This window comes from Edaphobacter sp., assembly GCF_035763405.1.
Classification (GTDB): domain Bacteria; phylum Acidobacteriota; class Terriglobia; order Terriglobales; family Acidobacteriaceae; genus Edaphobacter.
The window spans coordinates 1-15,208 of sequence record NZ_DASUBE010000166.1 but is presented as its reverse complement, the minus strand read 5'-3'; the positions used below and the strand labels follow the sequence as shown (position 1 = coordinate 15,208).

Below are 15,208 nucleotides of genomic sequence, written 5' to 3'. Positions count from 1 at the left end.
TTCCGGAGGCCAGTTCGATATTTTTGGCGTCGCGTTCAACATCGGCGGCCCAGGCGGTTACGTCGGCGAGATTTGGAGCAATGGCGACGTAGGCGGAGGGCCGATTCTCTATGCCGCCGGTCTTGCGAATGCGACCGGCCTAGTTGACAATCCGAACTCCGGCCCCAATGCCGAAGGGCTCCCTGGAGAGGCTGGCTCATTCACGTCCAGTCCCGTACCTGAGCCGGAGTCGCTACTGCTGCTGGGGACGGGGCTCCTTGGATTGGCCAAACCCATGGCGCGCAGGTTCAAAGTGCGGAAGTAATTGCCGGGACTGCTGGCGGAAGGGCCATTGCCTGATGGCCCTTCGTCTTTGAGCACTCATTTCCACAGCCACCCTTGACACACCTGATAACCTTAAATCAGGAAAAAGAAAGGCCCGGCGGGCAGCCGGGCTTTTCTATGTTCAGGGAGAATGGCATGAAACGTGCGCAAATACCCGGAGATACCCCCTATCTAACTCCTTTGTTTGAAGTATTTTAGATATTAGATATGGGGGGCCTACTCCGCGTGAGTGTAGTAGTCCAGGCCGAGGTGAGTGATCAGGCCCTCACCCATGATGTGACGGAGCGTGTTCTTGAACTTCATCGACTGAATAAAGAGATCGTGCTCCGGATAGACGCCCGGAGCCGAGTCCGGGGCCTTGAAGTAGAAGCTGAGCCACTCCTGAATCCCCAGCCCACTCAGCGAAGGCGTCCGAGCCGCGAGGTCCATAAAGAGACACAGGTCCAACGCGAGCGGCGCAGCCAGAATCGAATCGCGGCACAGGAAGTCCACCTTGAGCTGCATCGGATACCCGAGCCAGCCGAAGATGTCGATGTTGTCCCAACCCTCCTTGTTGTCGCCGCGCGGAGGATAGTAGTTGATCCGCACCTTGTGATACAGGTCCTTGTAGAGGTCAGGGTAGAGGTCAGGCCGGAAGATGACGTCGAGCACGCCCAGCTTCGACTCCTCCTTCGTCTTGAACGACTCGGGATCGTCCAGCACCTCACCGTCGCGGTTGCCCAGAATGTTCGTCGAGTACCATCCAGACACACCAAGCATCCTTGTCTTGAACGCCGGCGCGAGCACCGTCTTGATGAACGTCTGGCCAGTCTTGAAGTCCTTGCCGCAGATCGGAGCATTCATCTTCCGCGAGAGTTCGTTGAGCGCCGGGATGTCCACCGTCAGGTTCGGCGCGCCGTTCGCAAACGGAATCCCTTCCTTCAGCGCTGCCCAGGCGTAGAGCATCGAGGGCGAGATGCCCGGATCGTCTTCAACCAGTCCCTTCTCAAACGCAGCGAGCGACTGATGCACTGCCGACTGCTCCAGAAAGATCTCAGTCGAACCCGCCCAGATCATCACCTGCCGATCGGTCTTCGTCTTGAACTCAGCGATGTCGTTCCGAATCTGGTTGGCAAGATCGCACTTATTTTTCCCAGTCTTAATCTTCTTCGGCGTGAGCCGCTTCACATAATTCTGGTTGAACGCCGCAGGCATCGGCTCGATGGATTCGAGGAACGGACGAATCTGCTCAAGCTGGTCACGCTCCAGCACCTCAGCCGTGCGCGCCGCGTCGTAGAGGTTCCCGCCGAAGATGTCCCAACCGGTAAAGACGACGTTGTCGAGCGGAGCGATCGGGACGAAGTCCTTGATGAGCGGACTGCGCCCTTCATTGCGCTTGCCCAGGCGAATGGTGCCCATCTGCGAGAGCGAGCCGATAGGCTTGGCGAATCCGCGGCGGACAGCTTCGACACCCGCGATGAGCGTGGTGGCAACGGCCCCCATGCCGGGGACCATGATTCCGAGTTTTCCTGATGCGGGCTTGATGCTGGCCGCGGCTTCGTTGGCGGCTGGGGCTGTAGACATGCTGATGCTTACCCTTCTGTGACTCGATTTTTCCGTTGTCCGGAAGGGCCAGTATCGCGCACGAAAGTACTGCGTGCAAACGAAACGGAGGAATCAGCAGGCTTTAGCGATAACGTGAATTCCCGCGCCAGACGCGGGGTTTGGCGCGATGGACCGTTACACCTGTTCTGTGCGAATGCGGTTCTTCCAGTGCGTGTAGACGAACCAGACGATGCCGATGAGCAGCACGACTTCAACGCCGAGGTGGAAGCGGTGGAAGGCTTCCTTGAAGCGCGGGTCGGTCTCCCACTTGTCTCCGAGCTTCATGCCGACGTAAGCGAGCAGGTAGCACCAGGGCCATGAGCCGATGAATGTGTAGAGATGGAAGCGAAGCTGGCTCATGCGCGCGATGCCGGCGGGCAGCGCGATGAACGTGCGCACGACGGGAAGAAGGCGGCCGATGAGGACAGTGATACCACCGTACTTGTGGAAGAATGCCTGCGTCCGGTCGAGGTCGTGACGGCTGAGAAGAAGATAGCGGCCAAATCGTTCGACGGCGGGGCGGCCTCCCCATGCGCCGAGCCAGTAGGCAGGGATGGAGCCGAGGTTGCATCCGATCGCTCCAGCGGTAGCGACCCAGAAGAGCTTGAGCTGGCCCATGTGAACGAGGTAGCCGGCGAAGGGCATGATGATCTCGGAAGGCAGCGGAATGCAGGCGGATTCGATGCCCATCAGCAGGGCGATCCCGGCGTAGCCTCCTGCGGAGATGACGGCGATGATGAAGCTGGCGAGGCTGGCAATCATTTTCTCGGACATTCTGGTTGAGTATACCGGCGTGGGCGATTAGCGACGATGCGCTAGCATGGAAGTGCAAGGAGATGCGCCATGTCGAATACGTATATCGCGCCGGAAGCGGCCGTCGAGGGAACCGAATCTGACCACGGGAAGCCAGCGCCTGTCGCGCCAGCAGCGAAACCGGGAAGGCCCGCGAGCAGCTACGCCTCCGCTCCTCACGATCCGTCAAAGCCTGCCGTCAAACGTCAGATCGTCTGCTTCAGCTTCTATAAGGTGCTGCCTGAGTGGAAGCGTCTGCCCGCGGCAGAGAAGGCCGCGCAGAAGGCGGAGTTTGCCGAGGTGCTGGCGAAGTGGAACAAGCCGGGCGAGTTTCTGTCGCTCACGTACTCGACCGTGGGGACGCGCGGTGATGTGGATATGTGCGTCTGGTCGATTGGCTACGCCGTCGATGAACTGAATACGATGCGCAGCGAACTGCTGGCGACGGCCCTCGGTGGATACCTCGCCGTTCCGCACAATTTCCTCGCCATGACAAAACGGTCGCAGTATCAGATTGGCCGTCCGGACGAGAGCGAAGGTGAAGGACGCGGTGCGATTCGGCCGGGCGGGCAGAAGTACATTTTTATCTATCCGTTCTGGAAGACCCGGCCGTGGTATCTGCTGCCGATGGAGGAGCGCAAGCGCCTGATGGACGAGCACATCCGCGTGGGCCTTTCGTATCCGCGCGTGAAGCTGAACACGACCTACTCGTTCGGCTTGGACGATCAGGAGTTCGTTGTCGCGTTCGAGACCAACTTCCCGGAAGACTTCCTGGACCTGGTGCAGCAGCTTCGTGAGACCGAGGCGAGCATGTACACGCTCAAGGACACGCCGATCTTTAGCTGCGTGCGGATGTCAGCGACGGAGATGCTGGACCGGCTGGGTTAGTGAAGAAAGAAATCACGAATGAGCGCGGATAAAAAGCGAGTGAAGAAGCCGAATCCGACAGACCCCGCCCGCGTCGCGGCGATTCTTGACGTGCTGGCGAAGACCTATCCCGGCGTCGTCTGCGCGCTGCACCATCGCAATGCGTGGGAGCTGACGGTCGCGACGATTCTTTCGGCACAGTGTACAGATGTGCGCGTGAACCTGGTAACACCTGCGCTGTTCAAGGCGTTCCCGACGCCGAAGGCGATGGCCGCCGCTTCCCTGCCCGAGCTTGAAGCGTTGATTCGCACCACAGGCTTCTATCGCAACAAGGCAAAGTCGATCAAGGGCGCGGCGAAGGTAGTCGTCGAGGAGTTTGGCGGAAAGGTTCCGCAGACGATGGAAGAAATTCTGCGCCTGCCGGGCGTGGCGCGGAAGACCGGAAACGTTGTACTCGGCTCGTGGTACGGCATCGCCGTCGGCGTCGTGGTGGATACGCACGTCATGCGGCTCTCGCGGCGGCTTGAGTTGACGAAGCAGACTACTCCCGAGAAGGTGGAACAGGATTTGATGAAGATCATTCCGCAGGATCGGTGGATTGCGTTTTCACATGAGCTGATTCATCACGGGCGGCAGGTCTGCGCGGCGAGAAAGCCGAAGTGCATGGACTGCACGCTGGAGCGGCTTTGCAACTCTTCCGACAAGACCTGGAGTTCGCACTAGGCGAAACGCTCAGCGAGCGCATGGACGAGCGCAGGGATGGTGTGCTCCGCGGCCTCAACATGCGGCGGATGGCCGAGATCACGGAGCGTCTGGCTGGTGATGGGGCCTATCGACGCGAGGACAATTTTTTCAGGAAGCACGAGGCTTGCTGCATCGAGCAGTGCGAAGAGATTGCGCGCCGTGGAGGCGCTGGTGAAGGTGATGGCATCAGGCCAGGTCCTGGGTGAAGCGAAGATGGACTGAAGCGTCGGGATGGCGCCGGGCGGTACCTGATTGCGATAGGCTGCGACGACGGAAACGGTGGCACCGGCAGCGCGAAGCGTCTCGGGAAGCGTGTCGCGCGCTTCAGCGGCGCGGATGAGAAGCATGTGGCAATGCTGGGCGTAGGGAGTGAGTTCAACGGCGAGCGACTCGCCTACGTATTGCGGAGGAATCAAGTCGACGGCAAGGCCGATTTCCTCGACCGCGCGCGCCGTGGCCGGGCCAATGACTGCGATGCGCTTTGGAGCGATGGCACGATTGCGGCGCTGCTCGAAGACTTCGACCGCATTGGCACTGGTGAAGATAAGCCAGTCGAATGCAGCAAGACGTGCAAGCGCGGCGTCGAGCGGTGCATAGGTCTCAGGCGGAACGATCTCGATCGTGGGGACGATAACAACGGTCGCGCCCAGAGATTCGAGTTGAGCCGCGAGCCCCGACGCCTGATGGCGCGTGCGCGTGACGAGGATACGTCTTTGTGCGAGAGGATACACGTGAGCAGTGTCTGGGTGACGCAGTCAATTCTGAGCGAACTCAGGCGACGGTGACAAGCAGGTCGAGCGCGCCTTTGGATTTGAGGTCGTCGGCCACCCACAATCCGAGCGTGGCCGCAGGCGTTTCGTAGGTGGCCTCGGTTTCTATCTGGACCATCGCTTCGCCGTCGGGCGCAACGACCTGTGCAATCATGCGCCACTTGCCGTTTGCGGTTTGCGGCGCGATACAGTGTGCCCCGATAGGCAGCGAGCAGCCGCCTCCAAGCGCGTCGAGCGTCGCGCGTTCTGCTTCGACGGCGAAACGGGTCGGTGCGTGATCGAGAAACGCTACAGCCTCGCGCACATACAGGTCGTGCGAACCGGAACTGCTGCGACTTTCGATGGCGAGCGCGCCCTGGCCGGGAGCAGGACAAAGCTCTTCGGGCGGGAACCGGTAGTGGACTGATTCGGTACGGCCGAGGCGGTCAAGACCAGCGGCAGCCAGGACGAGTGCGTCGCATTGACCTTCGTCGAGCTTACGCAGGCGCGTGTCGATGTTGCCACGCAACTCGACGAACTGCACATCCGGGCGCAGCGCGAGCAGTTGTGCGCGGCGACGTGGGCTGGTGGTGCCGATGCGGCCGCCATTTGGAAGCGTGTGGAGCCCCCAGTACTGTTCGCAGACCCAGACGTCGCGGGCGTCAGCACGTTGTGGTATGGCAGCGAGCGTGAACTGCGGGGCGAGCGTGGTAGGCAGGTCTTTGAGCGAATGAACGGCGAGGTCGATGCGACCTTGTTCAAGCGCCTCTTCGATCTCCTTAATAAAGATGCCCTTGCCGTCGAGATTCGCTGGCGGCACGAAGCCGGGCTGCTGCATCCGGTCGCCCGTGGTGCGAATGATCTCAATCTCGGCGGCGTGGCCTCGGGCGCGGAGGGCTTCGAGGACGTGGTTCGCCTGCCAGAGAGCGAGCTGCGAGCCTCGGCTGCCGATGCGGATGGGGGTCTTTGAGGTGTTGTGCTCGGTGCTCATGTCTTTTACAGGATACGGGATCGGAAAACGAGAGGATGCCAGTTTGCAGGCGGAATCTTTTCCCTTCTTCGTCAATCTTCCTCGTTGCAGGCAGAGCGGGCAAGTGGTAAGCCTTTGCCACTCTTACGCAAAATATCTGTATTGCTCGTTTGCAGGTGGTGAGTCATATTGAACAGCTTAAGAATGCAAGTCGCTGCTTTACTGAAATGCACGTTGTGATTCTTCTTTGGCCACCGGTGTGCTGCTCTGAGGGTAGAGGTCTCACTATGAACAGATTCGTTTCCATACTTGCTCTTGGTGTCTTATGTTTTACCGCCACTTACTCACGAGCCTATTCATTGAACGTACTTGGCACGGCAAGTAGCTTTTCCGTCCTGGGCGCCTCGGCGATCACGAACACTGGGCCTACCGTTCTCAATGGGGATCTTGGACTATATCCCGGCACATCCATTACCGGTTTTCCTCCTGGAACCGTCAATGGAACAATCTACAACGATAACGGGGTAGCTATGACAGCTCAGGCGGATGCCTTGAGTGGCTACAACAGTTTGAACGGTCTAACGTCGACGAGTAACCTGACGGGGCAGAACCTTGGCGGCCTCACACTTACGCCGGGAGTGTACACTTACGATTCCTCGGCACTACTGTCAGGCACCACTCCAATACTGGTGCTGGATTTTGGTGGGCTGAGCAATCAGAGTATCGTGATCCAAATTGGAAGCGCGCTTACGACTGCGAGCAACTCGTCCGTGGTCACTGAGAATGCCGGATCGAACGACAGCGTGTACTGGGTGCTTGGCAGTTCCGCGACCCTCGGTACAGGCACTGCGTTTGACGGGTATCTTATAGCGAACACTAGTATCACGTTGACTACGGGCGCCACGATCAACTGTGGGAGTGCCATTGCGCTCAATGGTGCAGTGACGATGGACACCAACACCATCGACAGTTGCGGGACTGGCGACAGTACTACACCATCTGCTGTGCCCGAGCCGGAAAGCCTTCCGTTACTCGCTACTGGCTTGCTGGGAGCGGCCTGGATCGTCCGCCGCAGGTTTGCCGTTTAGCAATTACCCCTGAATCCGATCAGGACGCATCTGCATCGTTGCGAATATGGACGGTGCGGATGCTTCTTGGTCCATGTTCAAGGATGGTAGGTCGCCATCCCTTCCACCCTCTCGCACTGCGTGTCGAAGCTGATGCCGGAGTCCAACGCGAGGTCTACTCGGCGTCCTTTGTGCGCGCGGATTCGCGCAGTGCGGTGAGCTGCGGGTGCAAGAGCTTTGCAGTCAGCGAGCGCGTGAGTGATTCAACCGCCTCTCGCTGCTGCGGAGTAAGTTCCGCCAGTTTGGCTTGCAGGCGTGCCAGTTCGGCTGTGCGAATGGCTTCGGCGTTCTGCTGGAGCGCAAGGATGGCAGGCACGGCGTCGCGCGACTGGAGACGCTCCTGGTATTTGTCCACTTCCCTGCTGACGATGGTCTCGGCGGCCTCGGCTTCGCGGCTGCGGTCGGCCAGGTTAGCCTGGGCCACCTGTTGCAGATCGTCAATGTCGTAGACGAAGCAGCCTTCCACCTCGTTCATCAGCGGATCAACGTCGCGCGGCACGGCAATGTCGATGAAGAACATGGGCCGGTTGCGACGCTGTTGCAGAAAGTGCTGACCGTGCGATGCTCCGAATATCTTCTCAGGTGCGCCGGTGCTGGTGATGACGATGTCGGCGTGCGGCGCCTGGGCATAGAGATCGTCAAATGGGATGGCCTGGGTATGAGTGGCCGCGCTGCTGAAGTCGTACGCTATTTTTTCTGCGCGAGACTGTGTGCGGTTGGCGACGACGATGCTCGACGCACCTTGCTGGATGAGGTGCCGCGCAGCCAGTTCAGACATCTTACCCGCGCCGACGAGCAGCACAGTCTTGCCTTCGAGCGAACCAAAGATCTTCTTCGCAAGATCCACGGCAACCGACGCGATGGAGACCGAGCTTGAGCCGATCTGTGTTTCGCTGCGAACTTTTTTCGCCACGGTAAATGTACGTTGCAGCAGGCTCTCAAGCTTGGTGGAGACAGCGCCGACTTCACGCGCTACCGTGTATGACTCCTTGACCTGGCCGAGTATCTGAGGCTCGCCCACAACCATGCTGTCGAGCGAGCTGGCAACGCGGAAGAGATGACGCACTGCTTCGCGCTCGCGGAATTCGTAGAGGTGCGGTTGGATCTCTCCCGGCGCGATTGAGAAGTACTCGTGGAGGAAGCGCAGCAGATCAGCCTTATTGGACGGCTCGGCAGGGTCTTCCTGCAGCGTGACGAGTTCAACGCGGTTGCAGGTCGAGAGGATGAGCCCTTCGCGGATGCCGGGCTGGTGAACGAGCGAGCGAGTGGCATCGGCCAGACGCGCTGCGGGGATGGCGAGCCGTTCGCGTACCTCGATGGGTGCCGTATTATGGTTGACGCCGACGAGCACCAGGCTGGTTTGATTCTTCTGGCTCATGGCGCGGTAAACCTGTGGACGACGCTGAACTGATTGGCAGCCCAGACGGTCAGGATGATGAGGAAGACGAAGCTCGAAAGATAGACGGCGCGACGCCCGCGCAGACCGGAGTGGCGGCGAATATAAATCATCGCCACGTAAGCCAGCCACATGGCGAAAGCGAGCAGAATCTTCGGGTCGCGGAAGTACGTAATCCCAATAGTGGCCTGCGCGACCAGCGAGCCGATGAGCAGGCCCGCCGTCATGCAGGGGAAACCGAAGAGCAGCGTCTTGAGTGCGATCTGGTCAGTCGTCTCGAGCGGCGGGAGCCATCGCAGACCGGGTTTCTTCTGCTTGAGACGCCGCTCCTGAATGAGATAGAGCACAGAGGCCAGCAGACTGAGAAAGAGCGCGGCGTAAGCAGCCAGCAGCAGCGCGATATGAAGGAATATCCAGATGCTGCTGTTAAGCACAAGACCAGACTCCTGCTGGCCGGGCGCAAAGGCGGGAATCAGCCCAAGCAGAAAGACAATGGGCAGTACAAACACACCGAGCGAGACGGTCTTGTATCGCCAGTTGACGACCAGGAAAGCCGCCGAAAGGACGAGTGCGAGAAGAATTTGCAGCTCGTGCGCGTCCACGGGCAGGCGGTGGTGCGCGGCGTTCAGCATCTCGGCCAAAGAGACAAAGTGGAAGAAGAATGCCGCGGTGGCAGTCGGGATGGCGATGTGGCGCCAGCGTGGACGGTGGTACAGCGCCGCCGGCAGCACCGCAAGCGCGGCGATGCCGTACAGGAAGACCGCGACTCTGAGCCAGAACAGGGACATACCGGGCGGAAGGGCGCTGCGTTTCGCAATAATTCCGTAAAGATTAAGTATATCGCCTTGCGCATGTTGCCGTTCTGCCGCGTCCGATTAGCGGCGTGCGTGAATTGACCCGCCGGTGCGGTATTCTGGCGGTTCTGTATATGAGCACTGCGATTGCAAACGAGACGACTCTGACGCCGGCAATGCGGCAGTATCGCGCCGCGAAGGACGCGCACCCCGACACACTCGTATTTTTCCGCATGGGCGACTTCTACGAACTGTTCTTCGAGGACGCTGTGCTGGTCTCAAAAGAGCTGCAACTGGCTCTGACCGCGCGCGACAAGGCCCGCACCGTGCCCATGTGCGGCGTGCCCTACCACGCGGCGGAGACTTATCTTCAGCGGCTGCTGCGCAAGGGGTACAGGGTCGCCATCTGCGAGCAGATGGAAGACCCGAAGCTGACCAAAACGCTCGTCAAGCGCGAAGTGACGCGCGTGCTGACGCCGGGCACGGCGCTCGATCCAACGCTCGGAGCCGAACAGAGCAACTATCTGGCGAGCATCTGCGTTGTGGGCGCGGACACGCAGCAAATCTGCGGACTGGCGCTGCTCGATCTTTCAACCGGCGAGTTTCGCGCGACGGAGTTTGCCGGAGCGAGTGCGTGGGCGTTGCTAATGGACGAACTGGGCCGCGTGCGACCGGTGGAACTGCTCTATGGCAAGGGGCTGCTCGGCGGCGTGAATCTTGCCGGTGAAGAAGAGGGCTCTTCCGCCGGACTGGATGCGATTCGGACGAAGACCGCAGTCGAGGAATGGGTGTTCACTGCGGACTACGCGGTGCCTCTGGTGCGTAACCACTTCCATGTTCACTCGCTCGACGGAATGGGGCTGGGTGGGCATGAAACTGCTGTAGTGGCTGCGGGGGCACTGCTGCATTACATGCGCGCGACCAAGCAGGGTGGGCTCGAGCACGTCGATGGGCTGCGATTTTATGAGCGGTCAAGCTCACTCGAACTGGATGCGGTCAGCGTGCGCAATCTGGAGCTGGTCGAACCGCTGTTCTCCGGCGAATCGGCGCAGACGACGCTGTTCTATACGCTCGATGCCTGTTCGACACCGATGGGCAAGCGGTTGCTGCGCGCCTCGCTGCTGCGGCCTGCGAACGACTTGGCGGAGATTGAGGCACGGCTCGACGCCGTTGCTGAAGTAACGGCCGATCTGCGGCGGCGGGAAGACCTGCGCCGTGCGATGGATGGCATCCTCGACCTGGAGCGCCTGCTGGGCCGCGTGGCGCTCGACTCAGCCGGGCCGCGTGAGGTGATGGCGCTGGCTGAGACGCTGAAGCATCTGCCGGGTTTGGCCTCCGCAGTGAAGGAGTTTAAGGCTGCGCGCTGGCGAGAGTTGGGCTCGACGATCGATCCTCTCGAAGATCTGCATGCGCTGATTGTCAACACGATCGCGGACGAGCCTCCCACCTCTCTGGCTGACGGCGGTACGATCCGCGCAGGCGTGGACGCGGAGCTGGATGAGCTGCGCGAGCTGGGCCGCAGCGGTCGTCAGGCGTTGGCGGCGATTGAAGAACGCGAGCGCGAGCGCACCGGGATTGCGTCGCTCAAGGTGCGGTTCAACAACGTCTTCGGCTACTACATTGAAGTAACCAAGGCGAACGCGAAGGCCGTTCCCGCAGATTACGAGCGCAAGCAGACATTGGTGAACGCGGAAAGATTCACTACACCAGAGTTGAAAGAGTACGAGACGAAGATCCTGACCGCGCAGGAGCGAAGCGGCGAGATCGAGCGCAGAATCTTTGCCGAACTGCGGCGGCAGTTGCTCGATGCAGCCGGGCGCATCCGCGAGACGGCACGGCGCGTGGCAGAGATTGACCTGCTGACGTGCTTTGCGCATCTCGCTGCGTTGCGCGGATGGATTCGTCCTGCAATCGACACAAGCAGCGTGCTTGAGTTTGCGGGCGCGCGGCATCCGGTGGTCGAGCGTCGCATGGAGGAGTCAGGCAGCGGCAGGTTTGTGCCCAACTCTGTCCACATGGATGCGGATGCCGGGCCGGCCGTGCTGCTGATTACCGGGCCAAACATGGGCGGCAAATCGACCTACCTGCGGCAGACGGCGTTGCTGGCAGTGATGGCGCAGATGGGGTGCTTTGTTCCTGCGGAACGGATGCGCCTGGGCCTGGTCGACCGCATCTACACACGCATCGGCGCAAGCGACAACGTGGCGCGCGGGCGCTCAACCTTCATGGTCGAGATGACTGAAACAGCGGCGATTTTGAATACAGCGACGGCCCGCTCGCTGGTGCTGCTCGACGAGATGGGTCGCGGCACCGCAACCTACGATGGGCTGTCGCTCGCATGGGCAACCGTGGAGTATCTGCACAATCACGTTGGTGCGCGGACGCTCTTTGCAACGCACTACCACGAGCTGACGATGCTGGCCGATAAGCTGGAACGGTTGACGAACCTGCGCGTGACCGTGAAGGAGACCGCCAGTGGCATCGTGTTTTTGCATACCGTGGAGCCCGGGCCGGCGAGCAAGAGTTACGGCATTGAGGTGGCGCGACTCGCGGGACTACCCTCGAATGTCATCGCTCGCGCGCGCGAGGTCCTGAAGCTGCATGAGCGTGCCGAGACGCAACAGGTGCGCGAGGCCGCGCCGGCCATGCCGTCGTTGCAGATGACCATGTTCACGCCGCTCTCGCAAAGAATTGTGGACCGTCTCGCCGAAGTGGACGTGGATGGCCTGACCCCGCGCGAGGCGCTGAACCTGCTTGCAGAGTTGCAACAGGAGTTGAAAGGGTGACGATGCCGAAGGCGATGATCGTGGCTGGCGTGATGAGCGGCACTTCGGCGGACGGCGTAGACGTGGCGCTCTGCCGCATCTCGCATGTATCAGGTAATACGCCGCGCGTGAAGCTGATCGGTCACGCAGGGTCTACTTACCCAAAGGCTGTGCGCGCCGCCGTGCTCGCCGCGATGGATGCGAAGGCGATCTCAGCCGCGGAGATGTCACGTCTGAACTGGCGGCTTGGCGAGATCTATGCCGATGCTGTAGCAAAATCCGAAGCGAAGTTCGGCGTGAAAGCGGCACTGGTGGGCTGCCATGGCCAGACTATCTATCACCAGTCGGTTGCTGCGAAGTATCTTGGTGCGCCCGTGCGCTGCACCTGGCAGACGGGCGAAGCAAGCGTGATCGCCGAGCGGCTGCGGGTGCCTGTAGTCAGCGATTTCCGCCCGGCAGACATGGCTGCGGGCGGGCAGGGCGCGCCGCTGGTGCCGATGCTCGACTACGTGATGTTTCGGTCCGCGCGAGTGAGCCGCATCCTGCAGAACCTAGGTGGCATCGGCAACCTGACGGCGATTCCTGCCGGGGCTGCTATCGACGACTTGCTGGCATTCGATACTGGGCCAGCGAACATGGTGATCGATGCGTGCATGTCGCTGTTATTTGGAAAGACATTTGATCGTGGCGGTGCGGTGGCTCGACGCGGGCGAGTGATTTCGCCTGTACTCGCGGAGAGTTTACGTGAACGGTACTTCTCTGCCCCGCCGCCGAAGTCCTGCGGCAGAGAGGAGTTTGGCGCGGAATATGTTTCGAGGTTTATCGCTCAGTGCAGGAAAGCCGGTGCAAGCGATGCGGACATCGTCGCAACGGCCACAGCTTTGACGGCTGAATCGATTGTCGATGCATATCGTCGCTTTGTGATGAGGCATCTCGCACGATTTACTTCAAAGACACAGGCAGAGTTTGTCGTGGCTGGCGGCGGTGCGAAGAATGTCGCGCTGATGAGAATGCTCTGCGATGGATTGAAGCCCCTCAACGCACGAGTGCGGCTGATGGAGGAACTAGGCGTTTCCGCGCAGGCAAAGGAGGGAGTAGCGTTCGCGTTGCTCGCATGGCTGACGTGGTTCGGACTGCCGGGCAATGTCCCTGTGGCAACAGGAGCTTTGCGTAGTGCGGTGCTGGGCAAGGTCACGCAAGGATGATGGGCTTGCGGCGAATTCGGTTGCGAAGCGTGGGCGGCGCACTTGCGGTTGCGCTTTGCCTCGGACTTGCGGGCTGCCGGAGCGCGACGAAAGATCCTTCCACCGTGGTGATGATTATCGAGAGCAGCCCAAACAATCTCGACCTGCGGCAAGGAACGGATGCGCAGTCGGAGCGCATCGGCGGGCTGATCTTCGATGCTCTCGTGCGCAAGGATGATCACTACAATCTGCAACCCTGGCTGGCCACGCGATGGGAGCAGCCTGATCCGCTGACGTGGGTGTTTCATCTCCGCGACGGCGTGCGGTTTCAGGATGGTCGCCCGCTCGAGGCGGCAGACGTGGCGTGGACCATTCGCAGCATGATCGACGGGACGTTGATTACTGCGAAGGGCGGGGCTTTTGCTTCGATCGCTCGAATCGACACCCCGGACAGGCTGACTGTGGTGGTGCATCTCAAATATCCTGACCCGGGCTTGCTCTTCAATCTCAGCGATGGTTTGTTTGGCGTGGTGCCTCGCGGGGCGGGCCGCGACTTCGGGCTGCATCCGGTGGGGTCGGGGCCTTACAAGTTCGTCAGTGCGGTGCAGGACAAGGACGTGATTCTTGAACGGAACGATCAGTACTGGGCGGGCACTCCTTCGCCTCCTCCGGGCGGACACCGAATCGAACACGTCATCTTTCAGGTGACGCCTGACACGATTACCAGCGCCCTGGAGTTGCGGAAGGGCTCGGCTGATCTCGCGAGCAACGTCATTACGCCGGACATGATTCACGAGCTGGAGCGCGATCCGAGCCTTAAGATCGAATCGGGGCCGAACTCGGCTGTCATGTACATGACGTTCAACGTCGCAGATCCGGTGCTGCGCGACAAGCGGGTGCGGCAGGCGGTGGCGTGCGCGCTCGACCGGCAGGCGATTGTGGATGCCATCTGGCGCGGGCAGGCGCGCCTTGCGAATTCCTTGCTACCTATCGGCCACTGGGCTGCTGCGAGCGAAGACAAGCTGGAGCAGTACCCGCACGACATCGCGCGGGCAGAGCGGCTGCTCGATGCGGCTGGATTTCCGGCGGGCAAAGATGGAGTGCGGCTGAGACTGACGATCAAGACTTCGACCGACGAGACAACGCGGCTGCTCGCGGCGGTGTTGCAGCAGCAGATGCGCGCTGCTGGCATCCGGCTGGAGATACGCTCGTCGGAGTTCGGCACCTTCTACTCGGACGTGACCCATGGAGCGTTTCAGATCTATGTGCTGCGGTGGATCGGCAGCAACGAGGACCCGGACATCTTCCGCTATGCCTACGCTTCGTCGAGCTTTCCGCCGAAGGGCGCGAACCGGGGGCACTACTCGAACCCTCGCGTGGATGCTTTGCTGAAGGCTGCGGCTGCCGGAGAGAGTCAGGCGGCGCGCAGGGTGGACTATGTCGAGGTGCAGAAGATTCTCTCCGACGAGCTGCCGTCGATTCCGCTCTGGTATCCGAATAACGAGGTCGTCCATACGCTCCGGGTGGAAGGCGTGAAGACGAATACGTCGGGAACGTTTGATTTTCTGCGGAGTGCCTGGGTGCGGTAGCGCATTGGTTGCCCCCAGGGATTCACCGGATTTGAAAATAAAGGGGATAGGGTTGTTTTCCACAGTTTTCCCCAAACCATTCCCCACACACGAAATAAAGATTCGTATCCCGATTTGCTGCACACTTCGTTGGACTTTTCGGACAACCTCGCTGGCACTGCGCCCGACGCGCTAGCTTGCTGTCTAGAGCATTTTACCCATAGGTATATCACTTGATTCTTTTCCTGACGTCTTGAGTCTGCGAGTGTGAGTCATGGCTCGTGCGTATAGCGATGATTTGCGGCGGAAGGTGTTGCAGGCGTATTTGGGTGGCAAGGGAACGA

The 15,208-nt window shown here is 60.4% G+C and carries 13 protein-coding genes; 7 read left to right on the top strand and 6 right to left on the bottom strand.

What is annotated here, in order from left to right:
* Positions 1-304: PEP-CTERM sorting domain-containing protein (locus VFU66_RS15370; RefSeq protein ID WP_326447149.1), on the top strand; the 304-nt coding region annotated here is incomplete at its 5' end.
* Between the two features lie 236 nt (positions 305-540).
* On the opposite strand, the gene VFU66_RS15365 is transcribed toward VFU66_RS15370, so the two are convergent.
* Together VFU66_RS15365 and VFU66_RS15360 are read right to left on the bottom strand one after the other, a co-directional pair.
* On the bottom strand, positions 541-1,887 hold the full coding sequence (locus tag VFU66_RS15365) for an inositol-3-phosphate synthase (RefSeq protein ID WP_326447148.1): 1,347 nt from the start codon (positions 1,885-1,887) through the stop codon (positions 541-543).
* Between the two features lie 156 nt (positions 1,888-2,043).
* Positions 2,044-2,682: a DedA family protein gene (locus tag VFU66_RS15360; protein WP_326447147.1), complete on the bottom strand. Its 639-nt coding sequence runs from the start codon at positions 2,680-2,682 to the stop codon at positions 2,044-2,046.
* 69 nt (positions 2,683-2,751) lie between these two features.
* On the opposite strand from VFU66_RS15360, the gene VFU66_RS15355 reads away from it, so the two are divergent.
* A complete protein-coding gene (locus VFU66_RS15355; RefSeq protein WP_326447146.1) occupies positions 2,752-3,588 on the top strand; it encodes a chlorite dismutase family protein in 837 nt (278 codons plus the stop codon).
* An 18-nt stretch (positions 3,589-3,606) separates the two neighbouring features.
* A complete protein-coding gene (nth, locus tag VFU66_RS15350; RefSeq protein ID WP_326447145.1) occupies positions 3,607-4,290 on the top strand; it encodes an endonuclease III in 684 nt (227 codons plus the stop codon).
* Here nth and VFU66_RS15345 read toward each other — a convergent pair.
* Together VFU66_RS15345 and hemC are read right to left on the bottom strand one after the other, a co-directional pair.
* Positions 4,287-5,042, bottom strand: a complete 756-nt coding sequence (locus VFU66_RS15345; RefSeq protein ID WP_326447144.1) for a uroporphyrinogen-III synthase — start codon at positions 5,040-5,042, stop codon at positions 4,287-4,289. The genes nth and VFU66_RS15345 overlap by 4 nt on opposite strands.
* 40 nt (positions 5,043-5,082) lie before the next feature.
* Complete coding sequence (hemC, locus tag VFU66_RS15340) at positions 5,083-6,051, bottom strand: hydroxymethylbilane synthase (protein ID WP_326447143.1); 969 nt, start codon at positions 6,049-6,051, stop codon at positions 5,083-5,085.
* Between the two features lie 206 nt (positions 6,052-6,257).
* Between hemC and VFU66_RS15335 the strand changes: the two genes are divergently transcribed.
* Positions 6,258-7,118, top strand: coding sequence for a DUF3494 domain-containing protein (locus VFU66_RS15335; protein WP_326447150.1), 861 nt, complete (start codon positions 6,258-6,260; stop codon positions 7,116-7,118).
* Positions 7,119-7,272: 154 nt separating this feature from the next.
* Here the strand turns inward: VFU66_RS15335 and hemA are convergent, their stop codons facing one another.
* Positions 7,273-8,535, bottom strand: coding sequence for a glutamyl-tRNA reductase (gene hemA / locus VFU66_RS15330; RefSeq protein WP_326447142.1), 1,263 nt, complete (start codon positions 8,533-8,535; stop codon positions 7,273-7,275).
* Positions 8,532-9,341, bottom strand: a complete 810-nt coding sequence (locus VFU66_RS15325; RefSeq protein ID WP_326447141.1) for a cytochrome C assembly family protein — start codon at positions 9,339-9,341, stop codon at positions 8,532-8,534. The genes hemA and VFU66_RS15325 overlap by 4 nt, the downstream gene beginning before the upstream one ends.
* A 140-nt stretch (positions 9,342-9,481) precedes the next feature.
* On the opposite strand from VFU66_RS15325, the gene mutS reads away from it, so the two are divergent.
* The 3 genes from mutS to VFU66_RS15310 are packed head-to-tail and all read left to right on the top strand — an operon-like array spanning position 9,482 to position 14,885.
* Positions 9,482-12,133, top strand: coding sequence for a DNA mismatch repair protein MutS (gene mutS / locus VFU66_RS15320; RefSeq protein WP_326447140.1), 2,652 nt, complete (start codon positions 9,482-9,484; stop codon positions 12,131-12,133).
* A gap of 2 nt (positions 12,134-12,135) precedes the next feature.
* Positions 12,136-13,317, top strand: a complete 1,182-nt coding sequence (locus VFU66_RS15315; RefSeq protein WP_326447139.1) for an anhydro-N-acetylmuramic acid kinase — start codon at positions 12,136-12,138, stop codon at positions 13,315-13,317.
* Positions 13,318-13,322: 5 nt separating this feature from the next.
* Positions 13,323-14,885, top strand: a complete 1,563-nt coding sequence (locus tag VFU66_RS15310; RefSeq protein WP_326447138.1) for an ABC transporter substrate-binding protein — start codon at positions 13,323-13,325, stop codon at positions 14,883-14,885.
* Positions 14,886-15,208: the final 323 nt, after the last annotated feature.